The following is a 17,838-nucleotide window of genomic DNA, read 5'->3' as shown; positions in this document are numbered from 1 at the left end:
TTATACAATGAAAATTAAGAGGCATGCCGATAAGTGTCCCGTCAAATTTCTTCAGTTAGCGAACATATTGTCAATCGGGTAGAGCGCCTTCTCAGCGACGCTGACTTTTCTCTTCAAACGCCTTTAGTCGTTGCGTATAGCGGCGGAGTCGATTCGTCTGTTTTGCTAAATGCTATTGTTGGGTATCGCGAGAGGTTTGACGCGCCTATTCACGCTGTGCACGTGCATCATGGCTTAAGCGAGAATGCTGACAATTGGGCACGCCATTGTGAATTACAATGCCGCCTAGAAGATGTACAGTTTCACCTGCATCGCGTAGACGTTGATACTGGTGCACGCAAAAGCCTTGAAGCGGAAGCGCGGAAAGTTAGATACAACGCACTACTTGATGTTTGCAAGCAAATAGGGGGGGTATTGCTGTTAGGCCAGCACGCAGAGGATCAGCTTGAAACCGTGTTATTGCAGCTGAAACGAGGAGCGGGCCCACAGGGATTGGCGGGGATGGGTGAGATGCAGTATCGCGGCAAAACCCTCATCATGCGTCCAATGTTGGCATTGGAGAAAGCTGACATCATCACCTATGCAGAAGAGGAAATGCTGCAGTGGGTAGAAGATGAGTCTAACCAGCAAAATAGTTTTGATAGAAATTTTTTAAGAAACGAGATTATTCCACACCTTGTAGCGCGTTGGCCTCAACTAGCTAAAACGGTAGGCCGCAGCGCGGCCCTATGCGCAGAACAAAGCGCGCTGGTAAGTGAGTCAGCACAATCCTATTATGAAGATTGTAAACGCACGGCGCTAAGGTTGAATGGGCAAAAACTCGGCGCACTATCAAGGCCTTGGCAGGCTTTGGTTATACGAGCATGGTTTACCGAACAACGTCAGCTTTCGCCATCTAAAGCACAGGCCGAACAGGTACTGTCAATGTTAAAGGCGAAGCATGACGCAACGCCTGAAGTAAACTTTAAGTGGGGAAGGGTGATTCGGTTTGACGGAGACCTATACTGGGTGGCACATGCAGCGCACGAACCTGACGTCAGCGGTACGTTATCGCTCAATACGCCAAATCATCTGCCATGGTTAAACGGGTCGATAAGCGTGTCTTTGACTGAGCCAAAAGAAGATGACAAGGTAACGTTTCAAACCAATGCTCGTGACCTGCGCATTAAGCCCGAGCATGGGAGCGTGTCTAAACTATTAAAAGAATGGTTTAAAGTGTGGCGTGTTCCCCGTTGGGAGAGAAATGGGGTGCCGGTTATATACTTAAATGAAAAACCTGTCGCACTAATTGTGGAGGGAAGCTGTGTTTACTTGCAACCTAGAGAGCCGGGTTTTGATGTATCGTTTAAGCCTGATTAGGTTATGTTAGTGACCATTTCAGTCTATTTCAGCCCAAAAAGCGGCAGTGTTTTGCCTCTTCTGAGATGCGTAAACTACGCCGCTTGGTAGCTGTTTTTACCCGAATTTTTCACGCGATATAAAGCATTATCTGCTCTGTCAAAAATACTGCTTATTGTGTCACCATCCCTGTAGATAGCACCGCCTAAACTCGTTGATACGGCTAAGCCTGCCAGATAGGAAGAGCTGTTTATGCTTGATTGGATACGTTGAGCCGCACAGGCTAGCTGTAACTGAGTTTGGCAATCTAGCAAACAGCAAAACTCATCGCCGCCATAGCGAAATGCTTCGTCTTCGTCCCGTAACACTTTTGAGAAGTGTGATGCTACGTGCACAAGCACCTTGTCTCCTTCACCATGCCCGAAATTGTCGTTGACGTATTTAAAGTTGTCTAAATCTATTACGAGCAGAGCAAACGGCTCATCATGCCGTTGCGCCCAGCCTAGCTGCCTTGTCATAGACTGCTCAAAACCTGCTCGATTGCCTAAGCCTGTCAATGTATCTCGTGTCGCCATTTGCTGCACACGCATAAATGAGAGAGCGTGTTTAACCTGTTTTCCAAATAAATCATGAAGTTGGAACAGTGCTTCGCGTTGCGATAACGATAAGGGTGAACTAATGTAATAGTAGACATGGGCTTGCTCACCATTAATAGTACTGGCACCTTTTAAAGGTAAATCAATCAGCGTTGAGGATACTTTTGCGTTGCCATAAACCCAGCGAGAGTCAAAATCGGATAAGCTAAACCCGATGACAGGCAGCAACATATTAATCTGCTGGAAATAAACACCGCCTAACTCTTGGAGTTCAAGAGTAGTAAGGAGTTGTGAGACAAAACCCGCTAATTCACTCGATGTGAGTGCGTTAGCAGTACTCTCAGCAGGATAAAAACTGTTATGTTGTGTGCTATCGTAGACTGACGTAGAGAAATCCACAGTTATGCCCCTATACAAAATGCGTTGATATGCAAAGAAACAAGCGTCAAAGTCCTGACGTTTCTGTGGCCTAGCTTTCAATGTTGAAAGATTTATGGCGGTCACAATGGCAAAACTTGCCAAATCTGCATTTGTACTAAGGGTTTTTGCAAAACAAATGCCAAAAAAGAGTGAAAATACTTTTTTGTTTTAAACTTGCTGGCGTTAATTAAATACGTCGTTTTCTGATACCAGATATTTTGTGTTGAACGTAATATTTGCACCTTCTTCATCGGCAAGGCAGAGAGTAGACTCTCGACACAAGGCGGCACAAATCTTAAAAGCCTACGCGCAGAAGAACGATAAGAGTTATGGAGGTAATGTGGGAACAAGTTTTTTAAATGTTGTGATACTGATGTTCATATCGGTATGCGCCGTCGCACTATTTAAACGTGTTCATCTTCCTCCTATTTTGGCTTATCTTTTTGCTGGTATAATCGCTGGACCTCAGATCCTGTCGGTTTTTGCGCATCCAGAGGAGATGCACCTGCTCGCAGAGGTAGGGATCGTTTTTCTACTTTTTTCTTTGGGACTTGAGTTCTCCTTGCCTAAATTGCTCGCCATGCGTTCATTGGTATTTGGCGTCGGGTTCGGGCAAATGCTTTTCACCACCGCGGTGTTTACCTGTGTTCCCCTGTTTTTCGGTATCTCCATTAGTGCATCAATAATCATAGGCGGAACGCTCGCGCTCAGCTCTACCGCAATTGTTATCAAACAAGCTACTGAGATGGGGATCCTCAACAACCGTCGTACACAGCTTGCAGTCAGTATTCTACTCTTTCAAGATCTAGCGGTAGTGCCGTTTCTAATCGCTATTCCACTTTTAGCGCAAACCGGCGAGGTCAGTATTGCACTTGCATTAGGCGAAGCATTGCTTAAAGGCGTTTTTGTGATCGCATTTTTAATGTCAGTGGGTAAGTGGTTACTTCCTTGGGTGTTCAGAGAGGTCGCGAGAACAAGGACCGACGAGTTGTTTGTTCTTACAACTATTTTCATTGCGTTGTTGGCAGGTGGGCTTACCTATTATTTTGGGCTATCTATGGCCTTGGGCGCGTTTTTAGCTGGGATGATGCTCGGGGAGAGTCAGTATAAATATCAGCTTGAAGCTGACATACGCCCTTTTAGAGACATACTCATGGGACTGTTCTTTGTTACGGTAGGAATGCAGTTAGAGTTGACGGTACTCTGGGACAGCTTGTTTGAAATTGTTTTCGGCGTATTTGCACTTATGATAACAAAAGTAGTGCTAGTGAGGGTTGCCTCATTGTTGGTGAAAACAGACGCTATCGATGGATGGTCTGCAGGCGTTAAGCTTTGTCAAATAGGTGAGTTTAGTTTTGTCATTGCAGCACTTGCTACCACGCATGGTGTGCTTACGTCGGAGCAATCATCCCTAATCGTGTGTATGGGCGTTATCAGCATGGCACTGACCCCTTGGCTAATGAACAATAGCGTTACAATAGCTAAGCGCATTGTTAACAACGACATCGCTTTTGATGATGATGTGAGCAGCAACGCAGGCGCTCAATTAACCAACCATGTGGTTATATGTGGGTTTGGTCGCGTAGGACAATCAGTGGCGAGAATGCTGAAAATGGAAGGTATTCATTTTGTTGCCATCGATATGGACCCCGTGCGTGTGCACGAAAGCCGAAACGCAGGTGAACCCGTTATTTTCGGAGACGCTAGTCAAAAAGATATTCTGTTCAATACCAATATAGAAAGCGCTAAACTTGTATTGGTTACCTTCGACCAAGTGGACAAAGCGAAGCAAGTTATCACGCAAACAAGAAGCATTACCGAAACGACGGATGTTATGGTGAGGACGAAGCGAGATTATCAGCTCGACAGTCTGTATAACGCTGGCGCTAATCAAGTTGTTCCTGAACTGCAGGAGGGGAGCTTAATGTTAGTCTCTCAAGTCTTGCATTATGCTGGTGTTCCCATGTCACGTATTTTGAAGCGGGTGCGGGCAGAGAGAAAAGGACGCTACGATCACATGCACGGCTTTTATCCTGGAGAAACGACAGAAATTACTTATGGTACGGAAGATAAGTTGGAGTTTATTCACGCTGTGGTGCTGTCAGAGCACGCATCATGTATAGGAAAAGCGATAAAAGATATCGATTTCTCGAGAATGCGTGTGGCCATTAAAGGGTTGAGACGAGATGGTAACGAAGTAAAAGACCCGGACAAAGATGCCATTTTACAAGCCCACGACGTGCTGGTTATTGCAGGTAAACCTAGGCGTGTAGAGAGGGCAGAACGCAAACTGTTAGAAGGTAGCTAGCGCGCAGTAATGTTCTGACGCGCTGATAAAAGAGCAAGCAGGGGGTAGCCTATGCTACGCGATCTTTTTCCAAGTCCGCAAATTGCTTTTTTAAATCATAACGCTCATCGGTGACGATCTTTTCTAGTACTGAAACCCGTTCTTTTAACTCGGCTATTTCAGCTTTGTAAGCGTCAGCCTCCTTATTGTTTAACTTTCTTTTGCTTTTATCTTTTGCACTGTCGACAATACTGACAAGTGCCCAAGCACAAATAGCTACTATTGCAATCGCGGTCATATCCACGGTGATATCCCTCATAAACGGCGTTAAAACAGTGTAGGTGAAAATATGTTCATTTGTCTAATTCACACTCAAATTTAGTCAATTTGATTTCACTACATATTAGCAACTTGCTGCTAGGCTTTGAACATTATAAAGGTCATTTCTCCACATTTTTGCTAAAAAATGTAACCAGTTAATTCCTTCACCTCAGCAGTGTTATAATGAAAGTTAGCAAGTACATTGCCAAGTGACAAAAGTCATTACTTTTTAAAGTGTTAAGGTATTTTTAAAGCCAAATTAAAAATAGCGGTTAACCAATTTCACCAACTTAAATAGCAAATCTGACGAATGAATGACCAAAATAGTAACTCTCTCTCAGCAGACCTGGCCCAAGAACCGGGGCGGGCAGGTAATCAGAAACAAGATTTACCGGGTGAAACAGAGAGATTGAGTGAAACAGAGAGATTGCGTGAAACTGAGCGATTAGTATCGATAAAGATTGACAATAGTCCGTCTCAGGAGGTTGATGGTGTTCACGTTAAGAAAACCCTCGAAGACAATGGTAGAACGCTAACAAATGAAGAGATTACGCAAGACATCCACTGGATGAAGCATGCTTTAATGCTTGCCGATAAGGCTGAGTCAATAGGTGAGGTGCCAGTTGGGGCTTGTGTAGTATTAAACGGTGAGATCATCGGAGAAGGGTATAATACACCTATCACAGACAATGATCCTTCCGCCCATGCTGAGCTCCGCGCTGTAAAAGAGGCTGCCTCACACGTTCAAAATTACCGTTTAATTGATGCTACCTTGTACGTGACATTAGAACCTTGTTCAATGTGCGCTGGCATGTTGGTGCATGCTCGCGTTAAGCGCGTCGTGTTTGGCGCAAAAGATGCGAAAACGGGAGCAGCGGGCTCGGTGATGAATTTACTTCATCATCCAGCGCTAAACCATCAGGTTGAAATAGTGTCGGGAGTACTCGCTGAAGATTGTGCTAGTAAATTGTCTAACTTTTTTCGCAAACGAAGGCAGGAGATTAAGGCCGCTAAAAAAGCCAAAAAATGCAAAGAGGGTGGCGAGTCCTGTTAGTTGACTCTTAATATTTTTAAATCTCTAGATTGAAAGCTCTGCGGGCAGCACATTGCGCCGCCCAATGGATTAACTCGGTGTGCGAGTCAACTGAGTGAACATGTCACTGGTCACAAAAAGCTTACGTCGTTGAAGTACTTTTTGATGACATCGTTTAAGCATAAGTCTACGTCTATTGTTATTTTTCAATTTTATTCCTTTTTTCATAAAACGATTTTTTTTCATTTTTTCTCCTTTCCCTTATACCTCACTAGTAACGACTGTCAGTCGTTTTAAGATTGCATATTTTTTGTCGCATGTTGTTTTTTGAGAAAGTGAGTTAGTGTTGTCTAACGCTTTCCTAGGGTAGTCAATAAAGATGACATCGAAATGACAGTTTTCAAGAGGAGGGAGCCGTAGTACGACGTTAAATTTTTCCTTGTTCGTCTAACCATACTAAGCTGTCGTAATAGCGGCGAATATTTTCAACATATTGCAACGCTTCATCGCCTCTAGCATAGCCATATCGGGTAGTGCGGTAATATTTCTTTTGCCTTAATTGGGGCAAGCGGCGCTTTACGTCCACCCATAGATCAGGATTTCCACCCTGTCGCTCAGTAAGCACTCGTGCATCTTCTAAATGTCCCATGCCAATATTATACGAAGCCATGGCCATCCAAGTTCGATCAGGCTCGCTTATGCGTGCGGGGATCCTATTTAACAAGCTGGCGAAATAACGAGAACCCCCGCGAATGCTTTGTTCAGGGTCAGTTCTGTCATCAACGTTCCAATCGCTAGCAGTATCTAGGGTTAGCATCATTAGTCCACGTACTCCCGTTCGTGAAATAGCATCACTATCCCAGTGGCTTTCTTGGTAACTCATTGCTGCTAACAGTCGCCAGTCAAGGTCGCCAGCATATTTCTGAAACAGCGGTTTATACCGGGCCAGTGTGGTTTCGGCCGCATCGTTAAATGCACGACTGTCTACGTAATCAAACTGCCTAATATGGCCAAAATATTTATCTTCTAATACCGTAAACCAGCCAGATTGATGGACGGTACCAAAATATTCAATTAGTGCGGCTTTTACAGAGTCGTCCTGATGCAACGGCAACGCCCATGCCATTGGCATGTCTTCGTCAAGGGTTTTCGCCACGGCTAAATTGGGATAGCGTCTGCGCTGAAGCGCCAGTCGGTTGCTGTCTGCAACCGTGTACGCTATGTCGCCATTGGCAACTTGTTGCAACAGTTCTTCAGAGTCTGAATCTTCAGTTGTAATAAGTTGAGTTTTTGTTTCGACGCTTTCGTCATCACTGACTTTGTCGCCCAAACTTTCTAACAAGCGCGACAGTAGATGGGCTTGGCTGCTACCTGCGACTGCAATAATTGGGGCATCAAGCTCTAATAGATCTCTGGGTCTCGACATCCCAGCTTGAAACACAAGTTCTTGTTGAACGTGTTGATAAGCAGGTCCATAAGCAAAGCGTTTTTTCAGTGAAGGGCTAACTGCATCGCCAGTTGCAACAATGTCCAGGTTACCTTCCTCTAATTGTTCCAGCATGACTTCGTAGCTGTAAAAAGGGTAAAGGTCGAGAGTTACGCCAAGGAAATCGGCGAATCCAGCCAGCAATTCATATTCAAAACCCTGTGGACCCTCAGCGCCATTGTAAAATGTGCCTGCACCATAAACTGTTCCTACGCGGATCGACTCCCTTTCCAATAATGAAGACAGAGCGGTGGGAACCGAAGGAACGCCACAACTCATCACAGCAATCGATAATATGAATATTAATTGTAGTTTTAATCGCTTTTTATAGTCTGGTGACTGCATAGACCTTTACTTGTTGTCGTTAAACCGTCTAAGTTTAAAAAAAAGTTCATGTAAGTGCGTTATGAGGTTACTTACTATCCATTATTACTTTATAATCCGCGCCGAAATACTCATCAATCTAAGAGGCAACGCGTCGCATTGGTGGTCGTTGTTTCTAACAAACCAGGTAAATCAATATGTTGGTCCTACGAGGCGCTCCTGCACTATCAGAGTTTAACCAAACTAAACTGATTGCAAAGCTGGGTCAATCCGGCGTTAGGGTAAAAAACCTATATAGCGAATACGTTCACCTAGTCGATTCCCAAGGTGACTTATCTAAGCAGCAAATAGACATTCTTGAAAAGCTGCTCACTTACGGCCCCGCGAGGCAGGCACAAACACCATCTGGAACTCTCTTCCTCATCACACCTCGCCCTGGCACTATTTCTCCCTGGTCTTCTAAAGCCACCGATATCGCTCACAACTGTAGTTTAAAAAATATCAATCGCATAGAGCGCGGTTGTGCTTTTTATATAGAAACAGAAGCAGGCACAGAACTAAGCGAAGAAGACTTTGCGCTAGTTGCGAGCTTTTTGCACGACAGAATGACAGAGTCAGTATTTACAAAAACGGATGATGCGGCGGTACTGTTTGCGCACACCGAAGCGAATTCATTTACCAGCGTCGATGTATTAGGTGAAGGTAAGGACGCGTTAGTAAATGCAAATGTGTCGTTAGGCTTAGCGTTAGCCGATGATGAGATTGACTACCTTTTTGATAGTTTTACAAAGCTGGGAAGAAACCCAACTGACGTAGAACTCTATATGTTTGCCCAAGCAAACTCAGAACACTGCCGCCACAAAATCTTTAACGCTAGTTGGACCATTGACGGCGTAGAGCAAGAAAAGTCGCTCTTTAAGATGATCAAAAACACGTTTGAATTGTTGCCAGATCACGTGTATTCAGCCTACAAAGACAATGCAGCGGTAATGGAAGGCTGGCAAGCAGGGCGCTTCTTCCCGAACCCCCAGTCACATCAATACGAATACCATCATGAGAATATCGACATTTTGATGAAGGTAGAAACCCATAACCACCCAACGGCAATTTCACCTTTCCCAGGTGCGGCAACAGGCTCTGGTGGTGAAATCCGTGATGAAGGGGCTACTGGTCGTGGTTCAAAACCTAAAGCGGGTCTGGTTGGTTTTACCGTATCTAACTTGCGCATACCTGGTGCTGAGCAGCCGTGGGAATTCGAATACGGCAAGCCCCAGCGTATTGTGAGCGCCCTTGATATTATGCTTGAAGGCCCATTAGGTGGCGCTGCGTTTAACAACGAATTTGGTCGTCCTGCGCTACTGGGGTATTTCCGTACTTTTGAGCAGGAAGTAAATAGCTTCAACGGTGTTGAAGTACGCGGCTATCACAAACCCATAATGCTCGCTGGTGGTTTAGGTAATATTCGTCGTGAGCATATTGAAAAAGGCGAAATCACCGTAGGCGCTAAGCTTATAGTACTTGGCGGCCCTGCGATGAACATTGGCCTTGGCGGCGGTGCAGCGTCATCAATGGCATCTGGTCAGTCAAACGAAGACTTAGACTTTGCATCAGTACAACGTGACAACCCTGAAATGGAGCGTCGCTGCCAGGAAGTGATTGATGCATGTTGGCAGTTAGGGGATGACAACCCTATTCAATTTATCCACGACGTGGGCGCAGGTGGCCTTTCAAATGCACTGCCTGAGTTGGTCAATGACGGTGGCCGTGGCGGCAACTTTGAACTTAGAAAAGTATTGTCTGATGAGCCTGGTATGACACCGCTGGAGCTATGGTGTAACGAATCCCAAGAGCGCTATGTTTTATCTGTCGCGCCAGAAAACATGCCGGTTTTTGAAGCGATTTGTGCCCGCGAACGTGCGCCGTTTGCTGTGGTTGGTGAAGCCACTGCCGAGCAGCACCTAAACTTGAACGACAGTCAGTTTGATAATAAACCTATCGATATGCCCCTTGATGTACTTTTAGGCAAGCCGCCTAAAATGCACCGCGAAGTAAGCTCGACCAAGGTTAGCTCGCCAGCACTGGACGAGTCAGGCATCACCTTAAGTGAAGCGGCAAACCGTATTTTATCATTACCCACAGTGGCTGAGAAAACCTTCCTCATCACCATTGGCGATCGCTCGGTTACTGGCCTTGTAAGTCGCGATCAAATGGTGGGGCCATGGCAGGTACCTGTGGCAGATGTGGCGGTAACAGCAACCGCGTATGACACCTACCACGGTGAGGCAATGTCGATGGGTGAACGTACGCCTGTGGCGCTTCTATCACACGGTGCGTCGGCACGTCTTGCTGTGGGCGAAGCGTTAACCAACATTGCCGCAGCAAACATCGGCGATATTAAGCGCATTAAACTGTCTGCAAACTGGATGGCAGCAGCCGGACACCCCGGTGAAGATGCGGGTCTTTATGAAGCGGTTAAAGCGGTAGGTGAGGAGCTTTGCCCAGAGCTAGGCCTAACCATTCCTGTGGGTAAAGACTCTATGTCGATGAAAACGGCATGGAATGAAAACGGTGAAGATAAAGCGGTGACTTCTCCGCTATCGCTCGTTATTTCTGCTTTCGGTGCAGTCAAAGATATTCGCAAAACGGTCACGCCTCAGCTTCGCACAGATAAAGGTGCGAGCCGTTTGTTACTGCTTGACTTAGGTGAAGGTAAAAATCGCTTGGGCGCTAGCTGCTTAGCGCAAGTTTATGCCCAGCTTGGTGATAGCCCTGCCGATGTGGTTTCTGCTACCCGCCTTAAAGCCTTCTTTGATGCAATGCAGGCACTTATCGAAAAAGGTTTGGTATGTGCTTATCATGACCGTTCAGATGGTGGCTTGTTTACTACTGTGGCTGAAATGGCTTTTGCGGGTAAAACTGGCGTAAGCGTTGACCTTGATAGCCTTAAAGGCAATGACATTGCAGTACTATTCAATGAAGAATTGGGTGGCGTTATCCAAGTACTCGAAAGCGATATGGATGCAGTTAATGCCGTGCTGAGTGAATTCGGTTTAACTGAATTGACTCACGATATCGGTACGCTTAACAGCACAGACATGATTGAGTTCAGTCGCGATGGCGTAGCTGTACTTGCTGATAGCCGCGTATCAATGCGTACAACGTGGGCACAAACCACGTTTGAAATGCAGAAACTTCGTGATAACCCTGAGTGTGCAGAGCAGGAGCATGCAGCCAAGCAAGATGCAGCAGACCCAGGTTTACACGCTGCGTTGACTTATGATGTCAACGAAGACATTGCAGCGCCCTATATTGCCAAAGGTGCTAAGCCGAAAGTGGCGATATTAAGAGAGCAAGGCGTAAACTCTCACCTTGAAATGGCGGCGGCATTCAATCGCGCTGGCTTCGATGCCATAGATGTTCACATGAGTGACGTCTTGGCCGGTCGCATTACCCTCGAGCAATTTGCTGGTCTTGCTGCTTGTGGTGGTTTCTCGTATGGTGACGTATTGGGCGCAGGTGAAGGTTGGGCGAAATCTATATTGTTTAACAGTATGGCGCGCGATCAGTTTGAAGGCTTCTTTAATCGCAACGATACATTCAGTTTAGGCGTATGTAACGGTTGTCAGATGCTATCAAACTTAAAATCACTGATTCCTGGTACTGAGCACTGGCCACACTTTGTTACGAACCAGTCGGCGCGTTTTGAAGCTCGTGTTGCAATGGTGGAAGTGATGGAGTCTACGTCAGTACTGCTTGACGGTATGGCAGGCTCTCGTATGCCTATTGCTGTGTCACACGGTGAAGGTCAGGCTGAATTTGCCAATGACAACGCGCTATCACAAGTTGGCGCACAAGTGGCGATGCGTTACGTAGACAACTATGGCAAGCCAACCATGCGATACCCAGCAAATCCGAACGGTTCACCGCAAGGGATCACTGGCCTCACTTCACTAGATGGGCGAAGCACTATCATGATGCCGCACCCCGAACGTGTATTCAGAGCCGTTGCAAATTCGTGGCGTCCAGACGATTGGCAAGAAGACGGTGCGTGGATGCGTATCTTCAGAAACGCCCGTAAATTTGTTGGCTAAAAAATAGCATTCTTGATTAAACAGGGGGGAGACCCCCAGTTTAATTACTATAAAAATACTGTTTAATAAATGCGCATACCTTAAATAGGCGTCAAACCTCTGTCAAAGTGTCAAAAATCTGATTTTTGCCCTTGTCATCAGTTTGTCACTGATCTATTGTAGTGCAGGCAAGGAATGCAATTAGGTTACAGGAGTTGAGTTAGGGTTGTACCGGTGATTAGCATTTGCTTACTGGTTTTAATAATAAGAGACGACCAATGAATCGTTCTTCAAAAGGGTTTGGCTTAACCGGAGTAGCTGTAGCTGTAGTGCTGATGTTCGTAACTGCTGTTTTTAGCACATCTGCGAAGTCTGCCGAAGCTCCAACAACGCTAAGTGTGCTGTCTTCAGTTAAGTAGTCTGAAAGAAAAATTCTAACGCCCGTATCAAGTCGCTTGATACGGGCGTTAATCATTGAAGCCTGAGGAATAAGCTCTCACAAACGGCAACTTACGCAAAAAGCGCACGAGATCAGGCGGCGTCTATCATACGTGCCTCTCACTCTATCCTTTCTTATTTTTCTCTCTATTGATCAGCTTTTGATGAGGATGTTTTTTCAGTAATACATAAGTGGCGCCAAACCCGCCGTGCATAGGTTGTGCTGTATGGTAGGCAATCACTTCATCGAGTTCACGTAGCCAATGATTAACGTAGCTTTTCTTTAATGCTGGAAAGGGCTTACTATTTTCCCCCGTCCCATGCTTAATGAGCAGAGCGCGAACTCCTCGTTCATGGCTGGATTTAATCGTGGTATAAATTAGCTCTCGGCTTTGCTCCAAGGTCTTTCCAGCAAGTGTTACGTTGGTCTCTAACGGGTATTTGCCAAGACGAAGTTTTTTAAACACGCCGTCTTGAATGCCGGGCTGCTGAAAATGTATAAACTCATCCGGCGGCACAGGCTTAACACCTTCCATACTCAATGGATTAGCGAGCTTCTCACGCACGCTCATTTGCCTTGCGGCACGTTTTTGTTTCTCTGCGAGGGCTTTTTCAGGGTCGTGTAATAAAGCTTTATCATCTGAAGCGATAGGTTTTACATCCTGCATTTCTGCAAAGAAAGAATCGATATCGTCGTTTTGAAATTGGCTCACTTTAATTCCCCGCACTGGATACTACATTGTTACTTATACGTTATTTTGTGCCCAATGGTCTATTGCTAAGCATGCTTACTGAAAAACGAACGGCAAAGAATAACTAGGCTCAAGACCGGTGGTCTTTACAAGGTGGGGATTAATTTGGAAATTTCATCGTTTAGAAGATGGCGCCAGGTTCTGATAATGCCTCAATAGCAATCCATTCTTCTTCAGTAAAGCCTGAATCATTCGCGCTTTCATTATTATTGTCAGTGTCTTCGAAAGGGGAAAAATCGAACGTCATTATGCTCTCCTGTTTTAAACAGTATTACTTATTTCGATTAAATTACAATCAAAGCTGAAGGAATAAACACATTCAAAAGAAAAGAAATGTATCGCTACCTTTACTTAATTTTTGTTTTGGTGAGCAAGAATGGCGTCCCCAGCTGGAATCGAACCAACATCTAAGCCTTAGGAGGGCCTTGTTTTATCCATTAAACTATGGGGACCTAATGCATTGATTTCTATTATACGTAGTTCGATGAAATACGAAACCTTCATATTTATCAATGGGGTGCGGTGGTTTTATTACACTGCATTACATCACTACGCCCTCCCATTTTCCCTTTGATTTTAAATAGAAAGCCCCCGTAAATAACGAGGGCTTTAAACTGAGCCCGCGACAGACTAAATATCTGTTGGTGGAAGTTTGTCGATCGCAGTTTTCAGTACTTCAGACTCCGTCGTGGAAGCAATTGTAACATCACTACTGCTTTCTTTTGAGGTATCGCTAACGATTCCGTTGGAAACATCAGGTGATGTGCTCTCACTGCCTGAATCAGTTGATGTAGGTTCTGTTGAAGGAAGAATTAAATCCTCTGGCGGAAGATCTATATCTACAACATCAACGGTTATCTCTGTCACCGGACCACCTGATACAATATCGTCTTCTTCGGGCAGGATAATAGTATCCTCTGGTATGGTTCCTGAAGTAATCGGTTCCGGAGTCGAACTTTCAGGGGTAGAAACATCAGGCGAAAGCGGACTCGAACCGTCGAGTGGCGTGTTAGGTAAAGGTCCGCCAATATCAACGGTATCAAGCATAGTGCCCGTCAAGTCAATGGTATCTCCACCACCGAAACTATCGCCAACAGTGGTACCAAGTGTGCTGATCTCCTCTTCAGGTAGCGTAATGATATCTGGCGTGGTCTCTATAGGTTCTGGACTCGCTAACGGCTCGGTTATCGCTGAAGGCTCTGTTCTCATAAGCGGTGCAGTGGGCTCGTTTTCTGGTGTTACCAGTCTAGTTTCAGCGTTCAGGTCGACTGTTTGAAGCGTTTGCCCTGTTAGGTCAATCACGTCAGGTGCAGTAGGCTCGTCAGTTACCACTGTGCCATTGCTATCTGACGCACTTACAGGCTCAGATAAACTGCCTGTCACCACATCAGGAACACCTTCACCGGATGCCGTCACAAAGACATTAAATTCTGCTTGCTCGACAGTACCGTCTGGATAAGCGATACGATAAGTAAAGGTATCCGTTAAAGTCCCACCAAAAACGGCTAGCGTGTTGTCTGGGGTATAGGTGTATGCCCCCGTCTCATCAACTTGTAGCGTACCGTATTCACCAATTAATGTAATGCCACCCGTTGGGTCTTGGAACGTTGTTCCGTCAGTAGAAACCGTGACGTCGTACGTTGGGCCAAACAGCACATCGTTTTCAAACAGGTTGCCGGTGGCCGTTTGTACGCTACTGACTTCAAACTGATCAAGATAGTTAACAGTAGAGGATAGATCCACACTAATACTGCCTGCTACCCCAAGCCCCGTGGTGCCATTCATTGATAGCCGATACAATCCTTCAGTAAGTCCGTTGACGGTAAGTACGGTATCGCCATCAATACCTAATAAGCTAACGAGCTCGCCGTTTGGGAACACTCGGTAAGGTTCCCACGATCCGTTTTCGAATTTTTCTACTGTTACAGTAAGACTCGAAACCAGTGATAACAGGCTGCCGTTATCGACGTTTAATGTGATATCTTGAGTGGTATTTGCAGTTACCGCAAAGGTACTGCTGGTATCACTAAAGCTACCTCCAAGCCCTAGCAAATAGCTATGTGAAAGCGCATCTATGTCACTTGGACCGGCTTCAGATACAAAGTCATAGGTTAATTCAGCACGGGCCGAGTCTGCCGATATCCCTTGCCCTGACAAATTAAAATTAAGGTTGGCAGTAGAGGTATTCGTGCCGTCTGAAATGGTATAGCTAAAGCTATCCGTGTTGCCTAAGCCGTCGCGCACGCCGTTGGCTACATAGGTGTAGCTACCGTCTTCAAATATAGTTAAATCGCCATAGTCACCTGAAATAGTAATGCCCGACAAGTCAGTACCTAATACGGTGACCGACTCCCCATTGGTATGGGTAACTTGCGTAACCACACCGCCTTCAGCAATGCTATCTGCCACATCACCTGCATTAGCAGCATCAATGACATTTCCTGACGTTGTAGTGCTGCCCTCAAACGCGTATTCAGTAAGTGTTGAAGTCACATCGGTAGATTGTAATAAAGTAAGTGTATTACTTAGCAATGCCGCTGCTACAGCGTCTAATGCTGCATCTGCCAATGCCCCTAACCCCAATAGATTCAAGCCTGTAGTAATGGTACTCACTAAATCGCCGGCACCTATCGTGTCTGCGGTGCTCAACGCTGGCTCTAGGATAAGGTTTCGTACTATCGTACCTAAACCTAGACCATTGAGAACACTCGCGTTGGAACCGTTTAGTGCATCTTCAACAGCAGTAAGTACCACTTCCTGGTTTTCCTCTCCAAGAACGACGCCGCTATTTCCTAACTCAGTTAACGTAATTGAGCTGTCATTATTTTGATCAAACAGCGCTTCAAGCGTGCTTTCATCGTTGCGAACAACCACTGTGTAGCTACCAGATGGTAGCCCTGAAAATGTCGCAATAAGGGTATCGTCACCGGTGAGGCCAATGAGGTTTACACCTGCTACATCACCTATTAAAGGGTTATCTGGTGTCATGGCCGTGGCAACCACATTGCCATCTGCATCAACAATGTCCACTCGGTATGAATCAGCAACAGCGACCAGTGCAGTCTGGCTGACTTCTACAACCACTTCTCCAAAGAAACCAGCATCAACAGTAAGTGTAGTACTTGCTGTTGGCGAGCCCGCTGCTGGCGAGCCCTCTGCTAAGCCGATTACTTGTAGATCACTGTCGGTAATAGGGGCATTCACAATGGCCGTCTGCGCACCCAGCTCCATATCATTATTATCTGTCTGTGCGACCACAGGCGGGAAGTCGCTGCCAGAAATGGTAATGGTAAGTGCCGCAATATCAGAGGTTTCACCATCGGATAAGGTGTAGTTAAACACTTCACTTTGTCCAATTGCACTGCGGTCGCCGTCGGCTGTATAGGTGTATGTACCGTCTGCAGCAATTTCTAGTATGCCATAGTTGCCTTGAATGGTGACGGTGCCTGTAGCTGGAACAGCAACACTATCACCAGAAGCATTCGTGACCAATGTCACTTGAGCACCGTCTAAAATGGTGTCAGTGCCCACACCACTTAAGTCACCGTCAATTAGGTTGCCTTGGGCCACTAAATCACCTGTGTAGGTGTATTCGGTTAATGTGGTGGTGATGTCAGTGTCTTGCAATAGGGTTAACGTATTGCTGAGCAATGCATCGGCAAGAACATCGGCCACAGCGTCGAGGAGGCCTGTGATACCAAGCGCGTTTATTGGCGTAGTTAGTAGACCAACCAGCTGACCTGCGCCAATTACAGTAGTTGTATCAAGCAGACCTTCAAGGATCCCTCTAACTTGCGTGCCAACGGTTCCGGGCAAGACGACATTTAAAATTCCACCGTTTAACGTTGTTTCAACGAAATTAAGAACTTCCGTTTGGTTATCAGGCCCAAGCACGACACCTGCTGTCCCTAGTTCATCAAGGTCAACGTCGTTACTGTTGTCATTGTCTAATAAATCTTCCAGTATATTTTCATCATTGCGGACCACCACGCTGTAGGTGCCAGCGTCAAGGCCTGCTAACGAGAACGAAATAGTCTCATCGCCAGTAACATTGAAAATGTCTAGACCACCGACATCGGCAAGTTGTGAGTCTGCGCTTACCCCTTGATAAACAAGCTGGCCGCTCTCGTCATACACCTCAACAATGTAGGCATCGGCAACAGCAACCAGTGCTATTTGGTCAACCTCTACTAATACTTCACCTACATGGTTAGGGGAAACGGTAAAGGAAGCACTTGCGTCTACACCACCTGTAGACTCTGCTAAGCCAATCACCTGCACGTCGCTAGTGGTTTCCGGTGGATTTACAGTAACCACGGGTTCGCCCATATCAACGGTGTTGCCGTCGTTTATAGCATCGAGAGCCTGCACTACAACATTCTGGCTTGCTGTGCTCGCCGAGTTACCTGCTTCGTCGGTGACTGTTGCCACCACCGCGTAGGTACCCGCTGGTAGCGTAGTGCCCGTTAAATCAAGGCTCCAGTTACCGCTGCCATCAATAGTAAGTTCGGGGTCAGTGCCAAAGGTATAGGACGTACCATCAACGGTAACGGTTAGGGTGGTATTGTCACCAAGGTCCACCGTTCCATTGAAGATAAGTGTGCTATCGCTAGTAATAAAGTCTCCAGCCACGCCAGAGTCGTTTGAAATACTATCGAACGTTACTGTCTGCCCGTTATTGTTTCCATCGATACTGGTATCGATGACAACTGTACCTGTAGCTGAGTCAGAATTACCCACAGCATCCGTAGCGGTAACAGTTGCGGTATAAGT

The 17,838-nt window shown here is 46.0% G+C and carries 11 protein-coding genes and 1 tRNA gene; 5 read left to right on the top strand and 7 right to left on the bottom strand.

The window, feature by feature from the left end; translation table 11 throughout:
• Positions 1 to 33 precede the first annotated feature (33 nt).
• Positions 34 to 1,359: a tRNA lysidine(34) synthetase TilS gene (tilS, locus tag GVO63_RS02265; protein WP_159577977.1), complete on the top strand. Its 1,326-nt coding sequence runs from the start codon at positions 34 to 36 to the stop codon at positions 1,357 to 1,359.
• 74 nt (positions 1,360 to 1,433) lie between these two features.
• Here the strand turns inward: tilS and GVO63_RS02260 are convergent, their stop codons facing one another.
• Positions 1,434 to 2,333: a GGDEF domain-containing protein gene (locus GVO63_RS02260; protein ID WP_159577976.1), complete on the bottom strand. Its 900-nt coding sequence runs from the start codon at positions 2,331 to 2,333 to the stop codon at positions 1,434 to 1,436.
• Between the two features lie 361 nt (positions 2,334 to 2,694).
• On the opposite strand from GVO63_RS02260, the gene GVO63_RS02255 reads away from it, so the two are divergent.
• Entirely contained in the window at positions 2,695 to 4,662 is a 1,968-nt protein-coding gene (locus GVO63_RS02255; RefSeq protein WP_159577975.1) for a cation:proton antiporter, read from the top strand.
• 49 nt (positions 4,663 to 4,711) lie between these two features.
• Here the strand turns inward: GVO63_RS02255 and GVO63_RS02250 are convergent, their stop codons facing one another.
• A complete protein-coding gene (locus GVO63_RS02250) occupies positions 4,712 to 4,939 on the bottom strand; it encodes a hypothetical protein (RefSeq protein WP_159495217.1) in 228 nt (75 codons plus the stop codon).
• Positions 4,940 to 5,272: 333 nt separating this feature from the next.
• On the opposite strand from GVO63_RS02250, the gene tadA reads away from it, so the two are divergent.
• On the top strand, positions 5,273 to 6,016 hold the full coding sequence (tadA, locus tag GVO63_RS02245; RefSeq protein WP_308469285.1) for a tRNA adenosine(34) deaminase TadA: 744 nt from the start codon (positions 5,273 to 5,275) through the stop codon (positions 6,014 to 6,016).
• Positions 6,017 to 6,422: 406 nt separating this feature from the next.
• Here the strand turns inward: tadA and mltF are convergent, their stop codons facing one another.
• Entirely contained in the window at positions 6,423 to 7,826 is a 1,404-nt protein-coding gene (mltF, locus tag GVO63_RS02240; RefSeq protein ID WP_159577974.1) for a membrane-bound lytic murein transglycosylase MltF, read from the bottom strand.
• Between the two features lie 176 nt (positions 7,827 to 8,002).
• On the opposite strand from mltF, the gene purL reads away from it, so the two are divergent.
• Both purL and GVO63_RS19485 read left to right on the top strand, forming a co-directional pair.
• Positions 8,003 to 11,896 carry a phosphoribosylformylglycinamidine synthase gene (purL, locus tag GVO63_RS02235; protein ID WP_159577973.1) on the top strand — a complete coding sequence of 1,298 codons (3,894 nt, stop codon included), beginning with the start codon at positions 8,003 to 8,005 and terminating at the stop codon, positions 11,894 to 11,896.
• Positions 11,897 to 12,153: 257 nt separating this feature from the next.
• Positions 12,154 to 12,294 (top strand): hypothetical protein, encoded by a 141-nt coding sequence (locus GVO63_RS19485; protein WP_012517588.1) that lies wholly within the window; start codon positions 12,154 to 12,156, stop codon positions 12,292 to 12,294.
• Between the two features lie 144 nt (positions 12,295 to 12,438).
• On the opposite strand, the gene smrA is transcribed toward GVO63_RS19485, so the two are convergent.
• The 4 genes from smrA to GVO63_RS02220 form a co-directional block, all read right to left on the bottom strand.
• Positions 12,439 to 13,026 carry a DNA endonuclease SmrA gene (gene smrA, locus GVO63_RS02230; RefSeq protein WP_159577972.1) on the bottom strand — a complete coding sequence of 196 codons (588 nt, stop codon included), beginning with the start codon at positions 13,024 to 13,026 and terminating at the stop codon, positions 12,439 to 12,441.
• 160 nt (positions 13,027 to 13,186) lie between these two features.
• Complete coding sequence (locus GVO63_RS19740; protein ID WP_268891596.1) at positions 13,187 to 13,312, bottom strand: hypothetical protein; 126 nt, start codon at positions 13,310 to 13,312, stop codon at positions 13,187 to 13,189.
• 130 nt (positions 13,313 to 13,442) lie between these two features.
• A tRNA-Arg gene (locus tag GVO63_RS02225) sits at positions 13,443 to 13,517 on the bottom strand.
• Between the two features lie 178 nt (positions 13,518 to 13,695).
• On the bottom strand, positions 13,696 to 17,838 hold a 4,143-nt coding region (locus GVO63_RS02220), incomplete at its 5' end, for an S-layer family protein (protein WP_201281865.1).

This window comes from Alteromonas sp. KUL106, assembly GCF_009811415.1.
In the GTDB taxonomy this organism is placed as follows: domain Bacteria; phylum Pseudomonadota; class Gammaproteobacteria; order Enterobacterales; family Alteromonadaceae; genus Alteromonas.
Note: the sequence above shows the minus strand (reverse complement) of the source record. Positions and strands in the feature narration are given on the sequence as shown.